At 64.0% G+C, this 15,395-nt stretch carries 12 protein-coding genes; 5 read left to right on the top strand and 7 right to left on the bottom strand.

Annotation, left to right across the window (positions count from 1 at the left end; genetic code table 11):
• Positions 1 to 13: 13 nt before the first annotated feature.
• Positions 14 to 913, bottom strand: coding sequence for a 4-hydroxyphenylacetate catabolism regulatory protein HpaA (hpaA, locus tag IE123_RS07190; RefSeq protein ID WP_189516570.1), 900 nt, complete (start codon positions 911 to 913; stop codon positions 14 to 16).
• Between the two features lie 154 nt (positions 914 to 1,067).
• Here hpaA and hpaD point away from each other — a divergent pair, with 154 nt between their 5' ends.
• The 3 genes from hpaD to gabD all read left to right on the top strand — a co-directional run bounded on the left by hpaD (position 1,068) and on the right by gabD (position 4,288).
• Positions 1,068 to 1,922, top strand: coding sequence for a 3,4-dihydroxyphenylacetate 2,3-dioxygenase (hpaD, locus tag IE123_RS07185; RefSeq protein ID WP_189516568.1), 855 nt, complete (start codon positions 1,068 to 1,070; stop codon positions 1,920 to 1,922).
• Positions 1,923 to 1,966: 44 nt separating this feature from the next.
• Positions 1,967 to 2,770 carry a 4-hydroxy-2-oxoheptanedioate aldolase gene (gene hpaI, locus IE123_RS07180; protein WP_189516566.1) on the top strand — a complete coding sequence of 268 codons (804 nt, stop codon included), beginning with the start codon at positions 1,967 to 1,969 and terminating at the stop codon, positions 2,768 to 2,770.
• Positions 2,771 to 2,836: 66 nt separating this feature from the next.
• Positions 2,837 to 4,288 (top strand): NADP-dependent succinate-semialdehyde dehydrogenase, encoded by a 1,452-nt coding sequence (gene gabD / locus IE123_RS07175; RefSeq protein WP_189516564.1) that lies wholly within the window; start codon positions 2,837 to 2,839, stop codon positions 4,286 to 4,288.
• Positions 4,289 to 4,413: 125 nt separating this feature from the next.
• On the opposite strand, the gene IE123_RS07170 is transcribed toward gabD, so the two are convergent.
• From IE123_RS07170 to IE123_RS07150, 5 genes are all read right to left on the bottom strand, one after another.
• Positions 4,414 to 6,114 (bottom strand): amidohydrolase, encoded by a 1,701-nt coding sequence (locus IE123_RS07170; RefSeq protein ID WP_189516562.1) that lies wholly within the window; start codon positions 6,112 to 6,114, stop codon positions 4,414 to 4,416.
• Positions 6,115 to 6,432: 318 nt separating this feature from the next.
• Positions 6,433 to 7,878 (bottom strand): amidase, encoded by a 1,446-nt coding sequence (locus IE123_RS07165; protein ID WP_189516560.1) that lies wholly within the window; start codon positions 7,876 to 7,878, stop codon positions 6,433 to 6,435.
• On the bottom strand, positions 7,868 to 9,124 hold the full coding sequence (locus IE123_RS07160) for an MFS transporter (protein ID WP_189516558.1): 1,257 nt from the start codon (positions 9,122 to 9,124) through the stop codon (positions 7,868 to 7,870). The genes IE123_RS07165 and IE123_RS07160 overlap by 11 nt, the downstream gene beginning before the upstream one ends.
• 8 nt (positions 9,125 to 9,132) lie before the next feature.
• Positions 9,133 to 10,056, bottom strand: coding sequence for a SphA family protein (locus IE123_RS07155; protein WP_229819650.1), 924 nt, complete (start codon positions 10,054 to 10,056; stop codon positions 9,133 to 9,135).
• A gap of 59 nt (positions 10,057 to 10,115) precedes the next feature.
• The gene (locus IE123_RS07150; RefSeq protein WP_189516554.1) at positions 10,116 to 11,093 is read right to left on the bottom strand and encodes a helix-turn-helix domain-containing protein; all 978 of its coding nucleotides are present in this window, start codon (positions 11,091 to 11,093) and stop codon (positions 10,116 to 10,118) included.
• Between the two features lie 401 nt (positions 11,094 to 11,494).
• On the opposite strand from IE123_RS07150, the gene hpaR reads away from it, so the two are divergent.
• Together hpaR and IE123_RS07140 are read left to right on the top strand one after the other, a co-directional pair.
• A complete protein-coding gene (gene hpaR, locus IE123_RS07145; RefSeq protein WP_189516552.1) occupies positions 11,495 to 11,935 on the top strand; it encodes a homoprotocatechuate degradation operon regulator HpaR in 441 nt (146 codons plus the stop codon).
• A 192-nt stretch (positions 11,936 to 12,127) separates the two neighbouring features.
• Positions 12,128 to 13,750 (top strand): GMC family oxidoreductase, encoded by a 1,623-nt coding sequence (locus IE123_RS07140; RefSeq protein WP_189516550.1) that lies wholly within the window; start codon positions 12,128 to 12,130, stop codon positions 13,748 to 13,750.
• An 83-nt stretch (positions 13,751 to 13,833) separates the two neighbouring features.
• On the opposite strand, the gene IE123_RS07135 is transcribed toward IE123_RS07140, so the two are convergent.
• Positions 13,834 to 15,228, bottom strand: coding sequence for an APC family permease (locus tag IE123_RS07135; RefSeq protein WP_189516548.1), 1,395 nt, complete (start codon positions 15,226 to 15,228; stop codon positions 13,834 to 13,836).
• Positions 15,229 to 15,395: the final 167 nt, after the last annotated feature.

The raw sequence follows: 15,395 nt of genomic DNA, 5'->3' as shown, positions 1-15,395 counted from the left end.
GGGATCGAACCCGCTAGCCGTGGCCGGGCTGATCGCGACGGTAACCCGAGGGGGTGGTGCTGGCATGACGCGCAAAGAATCGACAGAAGTAGGCGGGGTCATGAAACCCGAGCTGATAGCCGATCTCGTTGACGCTCATGCGGGTGAAGGTCAGAAGGCGTCGCGCCTCCTGCATCAAGCGATCATGCACCACCCGCTTGCTGGGCACGCCGGCGATGCGTCGGCAGACGCTGTTGAGGCGCGCCTCGGTGACGTTGAGCGCGCGGGCGTAGTCCGAAAGCGTCCAGTGCGCCCGGTAGCGGGCCTCGATCTCCAGATTGAAGCGGTGAAACAGCGACAGCTCGTCGTGGCGCACGCTCTGGGCCTTGAGCGAGTTGGCCGACAGGCGAAACAGCCCGATGAAGATCAGCCGCGTCAGGGCGATCAGCGAAGCCTCCCGGCCCGGCCGGTCGGCCTCGAACTCAAGACGCAGCTCGTCAAAAAGGTGTTCGACGCGGCGCACTTCCGGGCGCGTCTCGTCGCTGACCCGGCCAGTGGCCACGCACACCGGCGCCACGGTCGAGGCATCACCCAGCGCGGGGATCTCCTCGAGCAGCGACCAGACCAGCTGCTGGCGCACGGTCAGTACATGGCCGTCACTGCCGTCTTCGGTGGTAAAGGAGTGAGGTACGGTCGGCGGGGTCAGAAAGAACATCGGTCCCTGCTGGTGAAACTGCCGATCGTCCAGATAGACCCGCACCATGCCGCTTTTGACATAGTGCACCTGAAAGAACCGGTCATGGTGATGCACCGGCATGTTGCGCCCGTAGAAGTTCGCCATGTGCGCCAGCGAATCGTGGTGCACCGGTGCATCGGCGTAGCGCTGGTCATACTCCTGACCAATGGTGATGTTGGGAATGAATGCCAGCGTCATGGCTGCGCTCCTGGACCTGCGCGGTGCAGCGGCCCGACAGGCCGCCATACCAACCACTACCGAAACAATCACCGACGGGCACGTCGCTCAACGACGCTGTCTGACTCGCGCTCAAGCCGTTCGGCCCCGCCCGTCCGCGTCAAGGAATGCCATCATGGGTGAAATCGTACTCGCCGCCAAGATCACACACGTCCCCTCGATGTATCTCTCCGAGCAGCCCGGCCCGCATCATGGATGCCGCGCCGAGGCGATTGCCGGGCACAAGGAGATCGCGCGTCGCGCCCGCGAGCTCGGTGCCGACGTCGCCGTGGTCTTTGACACGCACTGGCTGGTCAACAGCGGCTATCACATCAACTGCGGCGATCATTTCGAAGGCGTGTATACCAGCAACGAGCTGCCGCACTTCATTCAGAACATGCCCTACAGGTACGACGGCTGCCCAGAGCTTGGCCGAGCGATCGCCGAGTACGCCAACGGCTCCGATATCCGCACCATGGCGCACAATATCCAGAGCCTCAAGCTTGAATACGGCACGCTGGTGCCCATGCGCTACATGCACATGGACGTGCCGGACGAGCAGCCCTTCAAGGTGATTTCCATCGCCGCCTGGGATGCCTGGCACGACCTGAACGACAGCATTCGCTTCGGCGCCGCCGTACGCCAGGCGATCGAGGCCAGCGATCACAGGGTGATGGTGCTGGCTTCCGGGTCGTTATCGCATCGCTTCAGCGACAACGCCAATGCGCTCGAGAACCTGCACTGCTGGACCCGCGAATTCGACCGCCAGATGGACATTCGCGTGGTCGAGCTGTGGCGCGAAGGCAAGTTCGACGCGTTTCGCGCCATGCTGCCGGAGTACGCCCAGCACTGCTACGGCGAGGGCGGCATGCATGACACCGCGATGCTGATGGGCGTGCTCGGCGAGGGCCATGACCGGCCGGCCGAAATTCTGACCGCGCCGTTTGGCAGCTCCGGTACCGGCCAGATCAACGCCGTATTTCCGATGTAACGCCATCTTTTCGATGTAACGCGACACCACGCAAGGAGCGCCCCATGGATATGCCGATCAATACCTTCAAGCAGGCCCTGGCCCGTCAGCAGGCGCAGATCGGGCTGTGGCTCGGGCTGGCCGATGGCTACTGCGCCGAACTCGCCGCCAACGCAGGCTTTGACTGGCTCTTGATCGACGGCGAGCACGCCCCGAACGATCTGCGCACCATTCTCCAGCAGCTGCAGGCGGTCACGCCCTACGACGCCCAGCCGGTGGTGCGCCCGCCCGTGGGCGAGGCCGCCCTGATCAAGCAGTATCTCGACATTGGCGTGCAGACCCTGCTGGTGCCGATGGTCGATACCGCCGAGCAGGCCCGCGAGCTGGTACGTGCCACCCGTTACCCGCCCGAGGGCATTCGCGGCGTGGGCAGCGCGCTGGCCCGCGCCTCGCGCTGGAACTCGATCCCCGGCTATCTCGATCAGGCCGACGGCGAAGTCTGCCTGCTCGTCCAGATCGAGACGCAAAAGGGGCTTGAGAACCTTGACGAGATCGCCGCCGTTGAGGGCGTCGACGGTGTCTTCATCGGCCCGGCCGATTTAAGCGCCTCGCTGGGCCATCGCGGCGACCCGGGCCATGACGACGTCCAGAACGCCATCGAGGACGGCATCGCCCGCATTCAAAAGGCCGGCAAGGCCGCCGGCATCCTCTCGGCCAACAAAACGCTGGCCCGCCGCTATCTCGAGCTTGGCGCCACCTTCGTGGCGGTCGGCGTGGATACCAGCGTGCTGATGAACGCGCTGAAGACGCTGGCCGGCGAATTCAAGGGCGGCGACGCCCCGGCGGCACCGTCGTCATCGGTGTACTGATGTTGCCTGCCTTTCCTTGATTCACCGGGCCCGCCCCCACGGCCGGCCCCTTATTTGGAACAGACCATGAACCTCACGGATTTGAATCTTCTGCGCCAGCAGGCCTACATCAACGGCCAATGGGTGGACGCCGACAGCGGCGACACCTTTGACGTGACCAACCCGGCCAACGGCGAGACCGTCGCCACCGTTGCCCGCGTGGGCAAGGCCGAAACCCGGCGCGCCATCGAGGCGGCCAATACCGCGCTGCCGGCCTGGCGCGACATGACCGCGAAAGCGCGCTCGCTGATTCTCAAGCGCTGGTTCGCGCTGATGCAGGAGCACCGGGAAGATCTGGCCCGCATTCTGAGTGCGGAGCAGGGCAAGCCGCTGGCCGAGAGCCGCGGTGAGGTCGACTACGGCGCCAGCTTCATCGAGTGGTTCGCCGAGGAAGGCAAGCGCGTCTATGGCGACGTCATCCCCAACGACAAGCCCGACCGTCGCCTGGTGGTGATCAAGCAACCGGTGGGCGTGGTCGCCGCGATCACGCCCTGGAACTTCCCGATCGCCATGATCACCCGCAAGGCCGGCCCGGCACTGGCCGCCGGCTGCACCATGGTATTGAAGCCCGCCTCCGAGACGCCGTTGTCGGCACTGGCGCTGGCCGAGCTTGCCGAGCGCGCGGGCGTACCGGCAGGCGTTTTCAACGTGGTGGCCGGGCGTGCCGGCGAGATTGGCACCGAGCTCACCCACAGCGAGACCATCCGCAAGCTCTCCTTTACCGGCTCCACCGAGATCGGCCGTCAGTTGATGGAGGAGTGCGCCGGCACCATCAAGAAGGTCAGCATGGAGCTGGGCGGCAACGCGCCGTTCATCGTCTTTGATGATGCCGATCTGGACGCCGCCGTCGAGGGTGCGATCGCCTCGAAATTCCGCAACAGCGGTCAGACCTGTGTGTGCACCAACCGTTTTCTGGTTCACGATGCCGTCTATGACGCCTTCAGCGACAAGCTGATTGCGGCTGTGAAGGCGCTCAAGGTGGCGCCGGCCGAAGAGGAGGGCGCCCAGCAGGGGCCGCTGATCAACCAGAAGGCAGTCGACAAGGTTCGCGCCCATATCGACAACGCCGTTGAACATGGCGCGAAGGTGCTGTGTGGCGGCAAACCCCACGCGCTGGGCGGCAGCTTCTTCGAGCCCACGGTGCTTGGTGATGTGACCTCTGACATGGATGTGGCCGGTGAGGAGACCTTCGGCCCGCTCGCGCCGCTGTTTCGTTTCAGCAGTGAGCAGGAAGCCATCGCCATGGCCAACGACACGCCCTTTGGTCTGGCGGCCTACGTCTACACCCAGAATCTGGGCCGCAGCTGGCGCATGGGCGAGGCGCTCGAGTACGGCATGGTCGGCATCAACGAGGGCATCATCTCCACTGAAGTCGCCCCGTTTGGCGGCATCAAGGCGTCCGGCGTCGGCCGCGAAGGCTCGCACTACGGCATCGAGGACTACCTCGAGGTCAAGTACCTGTGCATGGGCATCAAATAATCTGCCGGAGCGCTGTACCGCCCGACAGGTATGACGCCTGACCTAAAACGCCCCGCCCCCTCACATGAGGGGCGGGGCGTTTTGTCAGGTCGGCGCTTTCCAGGGTCAAAGCCGCCATGACAGGGTTAGTCGGTCGCTGAATCAGCCTGATAGACCGGGCGGCCACGAAACACCGTCAAAAGCACCTGGGTATTGGCAATATCATCGACTGCAATGGCAAACGGGTCGCGATCGATGACAACCATGTCGGCCGACTTGCCCGGCTCGATCGAGCCGATCTCGGCGGACTTGTTGACCGACCAGGCCCCGCCGCGGGTCATCGTATCGACGGCGGCCTGCAGCGCAATGCTCTGCTCGGGGCCGATATCACGGTGCATCATTGAGGCAAGCGACGGCCAGGGGTTGATCGAGCTGGCAATGGATGGCCAGTCCGAGCCATAGGCAATGGTGGCACCGGCCTTCAAAAGCTCCGCGGAGGGCGGCGTTCGTGCGTAGCGCTCGCTGCCGATTACCTCGGTCATGGCGTCGCTGTAGGGACCCTCTATCCAGATGGGCGGGGCGATGTCAGCGGTCACGTCCAGAGCCCTGAAGCGGGGCAGATCCTGCGGACTTGCCATGCCGACATGGGCGATGGAGTGGTGAAGATGCCCCTGGGGATTGGCCCGGCGTACGGCCTCAAGAGTGTCCAGCGCCTCGCGTACCGCCGCATCGCCTGCGGCGTGAAACTTGAGGGTAATGCCCTGCTGATCCAGCGCGATGGCGTCCCGGCGCAGCGCATCCGGGCTCATGCGAAGCTGGCCGTGAAAATCCTCCGGCAGATGGTGCTCATGCAGGGCGTCCGCCTGATAGGGGCTCAGGAGTGCGGCGGTGAATGCCGGCGGCACGCCATCCAGATAGAACTTGGCGTTATTGGCATCCACGTTGTCGGACTGATAGCGCTGGCGCTGATTGAGCGTCTCGCGCTGCGTCTGCCTGGATTCGTTGAAGTCGGTGTCGTACTGAAGAAAGGCCACCACCCGCGCGGTCAGCCCGGTGTTGCCATCCACGTCATGATAGGCCCGGATCGTGGGCCGGTCGGTGCGTGCCTCAACGAAGGTGGTGATGCCGTAGCGGTTGGCCATCTCGACCGCCCTTTTGACGACCGCCTGGTATTTCTCATCATCCATCGGCGGGATAATCCGAGTCAGCGCACCGGCGGCATCTTCCTGCAGGATGCCAGTTGGCTCACCGCTGGCATCAGTGACAATCGCCGGCATCTCGCGCGCCTTCTCCTTCGTGAAACCTGCCGCGGCCAGCGCCCTTGAGTTGACGTAGCCGTTGTGGCCGGTGTCATCGAGCAGATAGACGGGGTTGTCCGGCGATACCGCATCCAGCAGGGCCTTGTTGACGCCGCCGGTGTTGGCATAACTTGATGCCCAGGCCCCGCCTACCACCCACTCGCCGGGCCTGGCCCGCTTCACACAGGCCTCGACCTTCTCGGCAATCGCCGCCGCAGGCGTGCTGCTGGAGAAATCACAGCTGAAAAGCTCGCGCTGAAAACCGCGCACGTAATGGCCATGAGCGTCGATGATGCCGGGCATGACCGTTTTGCCCTGCAGATCGACCACCTCGGTATCAGGGCCGATATAGCTCTTGATGTCCTGATCACGTCCGACGGCCAGAAACACGCCATCCCTGGTGGCCACTGCCTCGGCATGGTCGCGCTGATCGTTTTGCGTATGGATATTGCCGTGCCGATAGACCCGATCGGCGATGTCATCGGCGGCAGACACGCTGCCGGCCTGCAGCGCGACCGCGCAGAGCGTCAGTTTCAGTAAGCCTTTCATGATCCCCACCCCTTTATCGTACACACCACGTGGTTGTGTCGGCGTCCCGATGCGGGGTCGACCCACAGACCGCAGCACAGTGAATACGCCGTTCAAAGGGGATCGATGGGACATCTGACCGCCGCTGATCTCCCCTCCCGGCATGCTTGATCGAACCTCGGGGTGAGTCCTGGACGAGCCTGCCGGGCTTTTGATGCTGCCTGCCGGAGACAGGACATAAGGCCAAAAGCGACGGCGCGCCCCTTGATCCGCCATCGATCAACAACGACACCGGGATGCGCCCGATGTCGTCTTCGTCATTAAAGGGTCAATGGGTGATCAGCGCGAGCACGCGTTGACGCCCGGCACCCGTCCGGCCCAGGGGCGCTCCTGCTCAAGCTGGGCGGCCAGCGAAAACAGCAGATTCTCCTGGCCGAAGCGTCCTGCAAAGTGGCTGCCCAGCGGCAGACCGTCTTCGGTCCAGTACAGCGGCACCGACATGGCCGGCTGACCGGTAGCATTGAAAAGGGCCGTAAACGGGCAGTAGCTGTGAAAGGCGTGAATGACCTCATCAAGCGTTAACCGATCATCAAAAGCGTCCAGCGTGCCGATCATCGGCGGCTTGCGCGCCAGCGTCGGCGACAGCAGGACGTCAAAATCGAGCATGGTGCCCGCAATCTTTCGCCCCAGAGCGTGGATGTAGTTGATGGCGGCGATGTAGCGTGTGGCGTCGAGGCGACCGCGTTCGCGCAGCATGACCCGCGTGCGCGGCTCGATCTCCTCGTTACTGACCGGCTGGCCGCGCATGTGACCGATAGTGTCGAGCAGCTCCTGCGTGCTGGGACCGATGATGTCAAAGCAGCGCTGGTACAGCTCATCCCAGTCAAGCGGGAGTCTGACCACCTCGACCCGATGGCCGAGCGATTCGCACAGTGCTGCCGTCTGCCGCGCTACCTCAGCGGCTTCGGGGGCCAGCGTCGGCCCTTCGATCAGGGCGATGCTCAGCGTGCCGGGATCGCGTCGGGTCGCCTCCAGACAGGAGAAGGGGCTCGCGGGCGCTGCATAGGGTGCGCCCATATCGCTTCCAGCGGTGACATCCAGCAGTGCGGCGCTGTCGCGCACCGAGCGCGTGATGGCGTGAGACGTGCCCATGCCGCCCCAGCCCTCGCCGGCCATCGGCCCCGACGGCATCACCCCCCGGCTCGGCTTGAAGCCGAACACGCCGCAGCACGACGCCGGCACCCGCAGCGAGCCCCCGCCGTCGTTGCCGTGGGCAAAGGGCACCACTCGCGCCGCCACCAGCGCCGCGGCACCGCCGCTGGAGCCGCCGGCACTGCGCTCGATATCCCACGGGTTGCGGGTCGCACCGTGGCGGGTGGATTCGGTGGTATAGGAGGTGCCGAACTCCGGCGAGGTGCTGGTGCCCATCAACACGCAGCCGGCGTGACGCAGCCGCGCCACGGCCTCGGCATCAAAATCGGCCCGCACGTTGCCGCTGACCTGCGAGCCCTGGGTCATGCGCGCGCCTCGAAGCGGTGAGAAAAGATCCTTGATTAGCGTCGGCACCCCGGCAAACAGCTGGCCGGTGGCGCGGGGCCGCCTGCTCTCCTCGCGGGCGGTATCGTAGAGACGATCCACTACGGCGTTGAGGCTCGGCTCGACCCTTTCCAGCCGCTCAATGACGGCCTCAAGGAGGGCCTCGCGGGAGATATCGCCGGCATTGACGTGCTCGCCCAGCGCCAGGCCGTCCCGTGAATCCAGCAGATGATGAAAGTCATGCGTCATGATGATGCTCCTGAGACAGCAATGAAGAAGCGATTGAGGCGCGACCGCCGCGTCGCACGGAAAGAGCAGCCAGCCACCACAGGGCCGCATAGAGCGCCCCCAGGGCGGCCAGAGCGAGAATGCCATTGACCAGTCCGCCAGCAAGCGAGGCGGCAAGGCTCACCACCAGCGGACTAATGAACTGACCCAGATAGAGAAAGGCGGTGAAAAGGCCCATGCCACGCCCACGCGAGGTCGGTGTCAGCGCGTTCATGACCGGTGCCATGGCGTTGGGTACCAGCATGCCCACGCCGATACCGTGGACCAGAATCGACACCAGCACCGCCGAGTAGCTCTGGGCCAGCGCCAGCCCGGTCAGCCCGGCGGCCGCCAGCAGCAGCAACAGCACGTTGCAGCCCCTCACGCCGAAGGTGCGCCGCGCCAGCGGCCACATCAGCGCGCCCACCAGCGAGGCCAGCAGCCCCGCGCCGGTGGCCAGCCCGATCAGGGTGGTCGAGGTCACACCCATCGTGACCAGCAGCACGGGAGTCTGCACCGGCACTACAAAGCTCATCACCATGCCGATACCGATCAGCAGATAGCCGGCCAGAAGTGCCGTCATGTTGACCCGGTCGGTCGGAGCAGGCGCCGCCCTTGATGCGTCCTGCACCGGCGGCGTGCGCGAGACGCCCGGCTCCCACAGGATGCGTGCCATGAACGGCAACAGCAGCAGCGGCAGCAGATAGAGATAGAAGGGCCAGCGCCAGGAGTGTTCTCCCAGCATGCCACCGATGATGAAAAAGGCAGACCCCACCACGGCGATGGTCACGACCTGACGGTTGACGTATTTCAGGCGCTGCTCGCCGTGCCAGTAGTCGGCAATCATCGTGGTGCACACGGTCATGATCATCGCCTCGGCCAGGCCGAACAGCAGCCGCACCCCGACGATGCCGGTCAGGTCATTCAAAAGCGCCGGCAGGGCACCCAGCAGGGCGTAGAAAAGTGTGGCGATCATCAGCATGCGCTTGCGCCCGACGCGGTCCGCCAGCCAGCCGGCCACCGGGGCAAAGAGCGCGATGGCCAGCGCCGGCCCGGTGATGGCCAGCGGCACCCACAGCGACGCCTGTGGATTGACCGGGGCGAAGGCCTCGATCATGCGCGGCAGCATGGGGGCCACCATCACCGAACCGACGATGGTCAGACTGCTGCCCAGCAGCAGGATGGCGCCCTCGCGGGCGCCGGCCTGACGATTGGCGGATGTATTCATGAGACCTCCTAGAAGCTGTAGGCAACGCGCAGGGCCGCGTTATAGCCTTCGGTGCGGTTTTCGGCGCCAAACTCCTTGTAGACGTGAAACCACACGGCCGGCAGCCCGGGGGAGAGGAAGCTCACTGCCGGCCCGGCCGCCCAGACACGGGCACGATTGCCGTCATCGGCCATCAGGTCAGGGCTTTTGTCATCGCTTAACTGGTCGTAGTAATAACCGCCCAGCCCCAGCGTCCAGGCATCGACGTGCTGGCCGATGGCAAACTCGTTGCGGTACTCCACGCCGCTGCGGTAGTCGGTGTCGGTGTTGCGGGTGTTGAAATCGAGCTGCGACAGGGTCGAGAACTCCAGGCCGCCGTCGGTGACGTAGGTGAAACCCACGATGGGCGAGAACGTCCAGTGGTTGAGACCGGGGTTGATCAGGCGGTCCTGCTCGTATTTCCCGGTGGGCGCCTGGATCTGGAACTGGGCGCTGACGCCCATGTTCGGCGCAGGCTGCCAGGCCAGCATCAGCGGCAGAATCTGGGCATCGGCCTGGGCCAGCACATGGGCGTCGTCCTGAAACACGGTACGCCCGCCGGCGTTGACGTCCAGCGAGGCCTTCATATCGAAAAAGGGCAGCACGCCGCCGAAGCCGTAGCGCGCGCCAAACAGCGTTGCATCCGTCATGCGGATATAGGCCACGCCGAATGAGAGCACGTTCAGGGAGAGGTCATTGGGAGATTTTTTACCGCCGCTGGTGCGCAGGTCATCGGTCGTGTAATAGGCCGTACGCAGGCCAATGGTCCCGTTCGGGGTCGTGGGGGGTAGAAAGCCGGCGCCGAAGTCATAGGTCCCCATGGGGGTGGTGGGGGCACCGCCTTCGGTGGCGAAGGATGAAACAGCGCAGGTCATGCCGGCCAGCGCGAGACAGACAGGGACTATTTTTTTCATTGTGCACCTTGTCATCACATGTGTGGTGCACCAGATTATGTCGCCCCCGAGTGGTAACGTTATCCGGATTCGGCAGAGTTTTGACGCCCGCGCTGCAGCGTCTCGGAAGGCCGCTCGCCGAACAGGCGGCGGTACTCCAGCGCAAAATGGCCCAGATGGAAAAAGCCCCAGCGCACCGCCTCATCCTGAACCCGCAGCGCCGCGCCGCGCGCCAGCGTGCGGTGCACCGCGTTGAGCCGGGCCAGACGCACGTAGCTGGCCGGACTGATGTCCAGATACTCCTGAAAGCAGTACTGCAGCTTGCGCCGGCTGACGCCGATGCGATGGCATACGGACAAAATGGCGATGGGCTCCCCCTGCTGGGCATCGATTACCTCACGGGCGCGGTCCACCACGCGCTTGCGCACCGACGGCGTCACCCGCTCTACCGGCCCACGCTCGATGACATCCAGTACGTGGCCCAGAAAGGCGTCGCGCAGGGCGTGACGGCAGACCAGGTCAGGGCGCAGCGCCAGCCACTGACAGGCCATGTCAAACAGCAGCGTCAGCGCCTGCTGGTTCGAGGCCGCCGGCAGATAGCCCGGGCCGGCACGCAGGCTGTCCATGACCTCGACAGCCTCGGCGGACAGAATTGCCAGTTTCTGATAGTCGAGGCTCAGGGAGAGCAGATCCAGGTTGGCCGCTACGCGCACTTCCGGCAGATTGTCCCCCATGACGGCCAGTACGCCGGCGCGGGTGTAGCGTCGCCCCTGACAGATCAGCGGGTCGTCGGGTCTTGATAGCGGGAAGCTGAATCCCGCCGTCGAGCGGCCCAGCCCGCCGCGCTTGAGCAGGGCCTGACTGCTGTGATCGCGTACCAGCCGCACGCCTTCCAGCTCCACATGCGTCACCTGCCCTTCAAAGCGCCCGCGGGAAAGCTGCATGAGCTGCAGATCCCAGCCCTGATACGCCTTGATGTGCTGCTCGATGCTGTCAGTGCGATGACAGGACAGTCGCGACAGCACCGGCGAGCATGGTGGTCTTTCCTGAATGCTCATGAGCCCTTCCTCGTTCCACGATCGCCAACGGTTGACGTGATACTCAGGCGCCCCCTCGCCAACGCCAATCTAGCGCGAATCCCCGTGACTTTGGATGCCACGTTAGGCCATGGCGCTACGCCACCCATCGTGGCATGCGGTGTTCCCTCCCATGGCCATGGGAATATGTGTCCTCCCGTCGGGTTGTAGCGACAGGGGACATATAGCCCGGACGGGCGAGTATGATATGGTCGGCCTCCCGCGAAGGCCCCTCCCTGCCGCCCTCATCGGACGGCTTGCAGGGCAGATCAGGGGAGCGTTTTGTTATATTGGCCGAGCGGCACAGTGATACTGGACGAGTCCCCCCGATCACCTGACGCCGGCACCGGATCGTTTCCGACTTCTCCTTGAAAAGGCACAACATGGCGCGCCCGACTCCCTCACTCACTCTGGCACTGCTGCAGGCCCGTGAATCCGCCATGGATTTCTTCCGGCCGCATCTTAATCAGCACAACGTCACCGAGCAGCAGTGGCGCGTTATCCGCATCCTCTGGCAGGCAGAAGACCAGACGCTGGAGAGCTATCAGCTGGCCGAGCGAGCCTGCATCCTGCGTCCGAGCCTGACCGGCGTGCTGGTGCGTCTTGAGCAAAATGGCCTGGTCAGGCGCTGGAAACCCGAAACCGATCAGCGCCGGCTGTGCGTTACCCTGACGCCACAGGGCAATGCGCTTTTCGATAGCATGAAAGGGGAGATGATGCGTCAGTACCAGAAAATCCAGCAGCGCCTGGGGCCGGAGAAATACCGCACGCTGATGGGCCTGCTGGATGAGGTGCAAAAGCTCGATCCCGATGATCCCCAGTGATACGCAGCGCAGGGCGGGGACCATGACGATCTCCCATACCAGAGAATATTTTATAACCCCCTGATATCACGGTTTTTTGCGCCATGGCAGTAACAGTCAAATAACTGTCATGGACGGTCAAATAAGCCCCTCCCCCGGTTCTTACCCTGATGGTGATGCGCCACACGCGCCATCCTGTATCAGGGAGACCCCATGCAGAATCCATACGACTACATCATCGTCGGCGCAGGCTCCGCCGGCTGCGTCATCGCCCACCGCCTGATTCAGGCCACCCGGGCCACGGTACTGTTGATCGAGGCCGGTGGCCCGGATGCCGGTCTTCTGATCCGGATGCCGGGAGCCCTTGGCAGGGTGATTCCGACGCGCACCTGGCCCTATATGACCACACCGCATGAAGCGACCAACCACCGCGCCATGACCATCGCCCAGGGGCGACTGATCGGCGGCAGCAGCTCGGTCAACGGCATGATCTATATCCGCGGACATCGCAGCGACTACGACGCCTGGGCCAGTGATTACGGGTGCACCGGCTGGGACTACAAGGGGCTTTTGCCTTATTTCATCAAAAGCGAAGGCAACGAATCGCTGGCCGGTCCCCTGCACGGCAACGACGGCCCGCTCAGGGTGAGCGAGAACCGCTATCGCCACCCGCTGACCCAGACGTTCGTGCGGGCCGGCCAGGAGATCGGTCTGCCCTACGTCAACGACTTCAACGATAACGCCCCCGAAGGGGTCGGCTACTACCAGACCACCACCTTCAACGGCGAGCGCTACAGCACCTCGAAGGCCTATCTGAGCGACGTGCGTGACGATCCGCGCCTGACGATCCTTTCCGATACCGAAGTCGAGCGCGTGATCATTGAAAGCGGCCGGGCGGTGGGCATTCGGGCCCGACACGCCAAAAAGGGTGAGATGACGCTGCACGCTCGTCGCGAGGTCATTCTCAGCGCCGGCGCGATCGGCACGCCAAGAATTCTGATGAGCTCCGGCATCGGCCATCGTCATCACCTGAGCGAGCAGGGCATCGAGTGCCTCAAGGATCTGCCGGTGGGCGACAACCTGCAGGATCATCTGCACATGTCGATCAATGCCACGCTCAAGGAGGAAACCTCGCTGTACGGGGAAGACGCGGGCCTGCGCGCACTGCGTCACGGCGCCGAGTGGCTGCTGCATCGCCGCGGGCTTTTGACCTCCAACGTGCTGGAGGGCGGCGCCTTTCTGGACACCGCCGATGAGGGGCGCGCCGACACCCAGGTCCATTTCATGCCGGTGCTGGACACCTGGGACGACCCCAACGGCATTGGTCTTGGGCGCACCCACGGCATTACTCTCAAGGTCGGCCATCTGCGCCCGGCCTCACGGGGCACGGTGCGCCTGACCGGACCGCGCGGCGCAAAGACCGCGGCCATCGATGCCCGGTTTCTCGAGGCGCCCGAGGATCTGGAACACCAGATGCGCTCGCTGCGTGCGGGCCTGGCGCTGCTTGACACGCCGGCGCTGGCCGGCGTCATCGATGACATCTTCTCGCCACCCGAGGCGCGCTACCTGATGGCGCAGAACGCCAATGACAACCGCCGGGCACTGGAAGCCTTCATTCGCCAGTACTGCAAGACGACCTATCACCCGGTCGGCACCTGCCGCATGGGACAGGACGCCAGACACTCGGTCGTCGATCTCGAGCTGAAGGTGCATGGCGTGGACGGTCTTCGGGTCATCGACTGCTCGATCTTCCCGACCCTGCCCGGCGGCAACACCAATGCCCCGACCATTGCCGTGGCGGAGAAGGGCGCCGATATCCTGATCAATGCGGCCTGAACAGAGCTCATGAAAAGGGGCGCTCCACTGGAGCGCCCCGCGTAACGGCACAGGCGTTTTTCCATTCACTCAACGCCGCGTTCTTATTCGCTCATGTCCGGCTCGAACAGTTTCTTCTTCATTTTGAACTTCACCCAGACCAGCGCAATCAGGCTGACGATGCCCAGCACCACGCCCAGAAGCGTGTAGACCATGGGGGTCATGTCAGGGGAGGGCGAGGCGTTGGCGGCCACGTAGGCCATGCCGATGATGCCCAGCACCTGCGGCAGCGGATAAAACGGCGTGCGGTACGGGCGGCGCTGATGCGGGCGACGACGACGCAGCACGATCACATCAATATGCGCGACGATATAGGCCAGCAGCCAGCTGGTCGAGGCACCGATCAGCAAAATGACGATGTTGTCTGCCTTGACCAGCATGAAGGGGATCGCAACGATTGCGGCCAGAAACACGATGCTGACCCAGGGCGTGTTATAGCGTGAATGGCGTTTGCCCATGATGCCGAACGCCTGCCCGTTGTCGGCCATGCCCGAGAGCATGCGCGGCACCGAGGCCAGCACCGTATTGACCGTGCTGCAGGTCGCGGTCAGGCCCATGACGGTGGCGATGATCAGCCCGGCCTTGCCAAAGACACCGTCGACCAGATCAAGGTAGGGCAGGGGCGAGGTGGTCAGGGTCTCGACCGATAGATAGCGCCCGCCCCCCAGACAGAACAGCGCAAACAGCACGAAGATGATGCCCAGCGACATGAACATGGCACGCGGAATGCGTCTTTCCGGCTGGCGGATGTCGTTGATCATCGGACAGATGAACTCACAGCCGACAAACAGCCACATCGCCAGCGCCACCAGACCGATAAAGCTGCCATCGACGATACTGCCGGTACCCCGATGAATGCCCGCAGCAGCACTCGCCACCTCGGCAGTGGGCGGCTCGATCAGGGCCGTGGCGCCCACGATCAGGATGGCGGCAATCATGGCGAAGGTGAACACGTTCTGGAGTCTGGCGAAGACATCGGTGCCCAGAATATTGAGGGCAGCCAGACTCACCAGCAGCAGCACGGGCACCAGATGGGGCGGCAGCGTTTCGGGAAACAGCGCCTGCAGCAGGGCATCAACCAGCAACAGCTCGGCGGACAGCCCGAACATCGCCACCACCACATAACCCGAGAAGACCGACACGATGGCGGGAAAATGGCCGATCGCCTTCTGGGTATAGGTGGCCAGCGTGCCCGCCTGCGGATACATCAGCGAGAGTTCCGAGAAGGTCATGGCGTTGCAAAGCGCAAAGAAGGCCGCCACCAGCATGGCGGCCAGAAAGCTCAGGCCCCCGAGGCCAAAGCCCATCAGTGCGGACGCCATGGCCCCCTGAACGACCACGCAGCCTACGCAGATTGCGATCATGGTCCTGAAGCCGATGGCCTGCCGCGCAGGCGCGCCAACGGAGGGCATCGGCATTGCCCTGGTGGTGTCTGACATGATTGGTCACCTTAACGGAGTGCATCCGGCATTATTATTGGCGGATACCGAGGGGGTATCCCGGCCTGAGGTGCCAATCTGCGCCTGACGGGCGCGGCATTCTTGTTTTCTCGTGCCAGAAATTTTTCTTTCCCTGCCCTGGCCCGTGGCGGCACAGTCGGACGCCG

The organism is Kushneria pakistanensis, from assembly GCF_014652795.1.
In the GTDB taxonomy this organism is placed as follows: Bacteria; Pseudomonadota; Gammaproteobacteria; order Pseudomonadales; family Halomonadaceae; genus Kushneria; species Kushneria pakistanensis.
The sequence above is the reverse complement of the archived record's forward strand: the minus strand, read 5'-3'. Positions and strand labels throughout refer to the sequence as shown.

Excerpts from the sequence above, each read along its gene's own strand:
- IE123_RS07155 (WP_229819650.1), bottom strand. The coding sequence starts at position 10,056 with ATGAAAAAAATAGTCCCTGTCTGTCTCGCGCTGGCCGGCATGACCTGC.
- hpaI (WP_189516566.1), top strand. The coding sequence starts at position 1,967 with ATGGATATGCCGATCAATACCTTCAAGCAGGCCCTGGCCCGTCAGCAG.
- IE123_RS07170 (WP_189516562.1), bottom strand. The coding sequence starts at position 6,114 with ATGAAAGGCTTACTGAAACTGACGCTCTGCGCGGTCGCGCTGCAGGCC.
- gabD (WP_189516564.1), top strand. The coding sequence starts at position 2,837 with ATGAACCTCACGGATTTGAATCTTCTGCGCCAGCAGGCCTACATCAAC.
- hpaA (WP_189516570.1), bottom strand. The coding sequence starts at position 913 with ATGACGCTGGCATTCATTCCCAACATCACCATTGGTCAGGAGTATGAC.
- hpaD (WP_189516568.1), top strand. The coding sequence starts at position 1,068 with ATGGGTGAAATCGTACTCGCCGCCAAGATCACACACGTCCCCTCGATG.
- IE123_RS07140 (WP_189516550.1), top strand. The coding sequence starts at position 12,128 with ATGCAGAATCCATACGACTACATCATCGTCGGCGCAGGCTCCGCCGGC.
- IE123_RS07160 (WP_189516558.1), bottom strand. The coding sequence starts at position 9,124 with ATGAATACATCCGCCAATCGTCAGGCCGGCGCCCGCGAGGGCGCCATC.
- hpaR (WP_189516552.1), top strand. The coding sequence starts at position 11,495 with ATGGCGCGCCCGACTCCCTCACTCACTCTGGCACTGCTGCAGGCCCGT.
- IE123_RS07150 (WP_189516554.1), bottom strand. The coding sequence starts at position 11,093 with ATGAGCATTCAGGAAAGACCACCATGCTCGCCGGTGCTGTCGCGACTG.
- IE123_RS07135 (WP_189516548.1), bottom strand. The coding sequence starts at position 15,228 with ATGTCAGACACCACCAGGGCAATGCCGATGCCCTCCGTTGGCGCGCCT.
- IE123_RS07165 (WP_189516560.1), bottom strand. The coding sequence starts at position 7,878 with ATGACGCATGACTTTCATCATCTGCTGGATTCACGGGACGGCCTGGCG.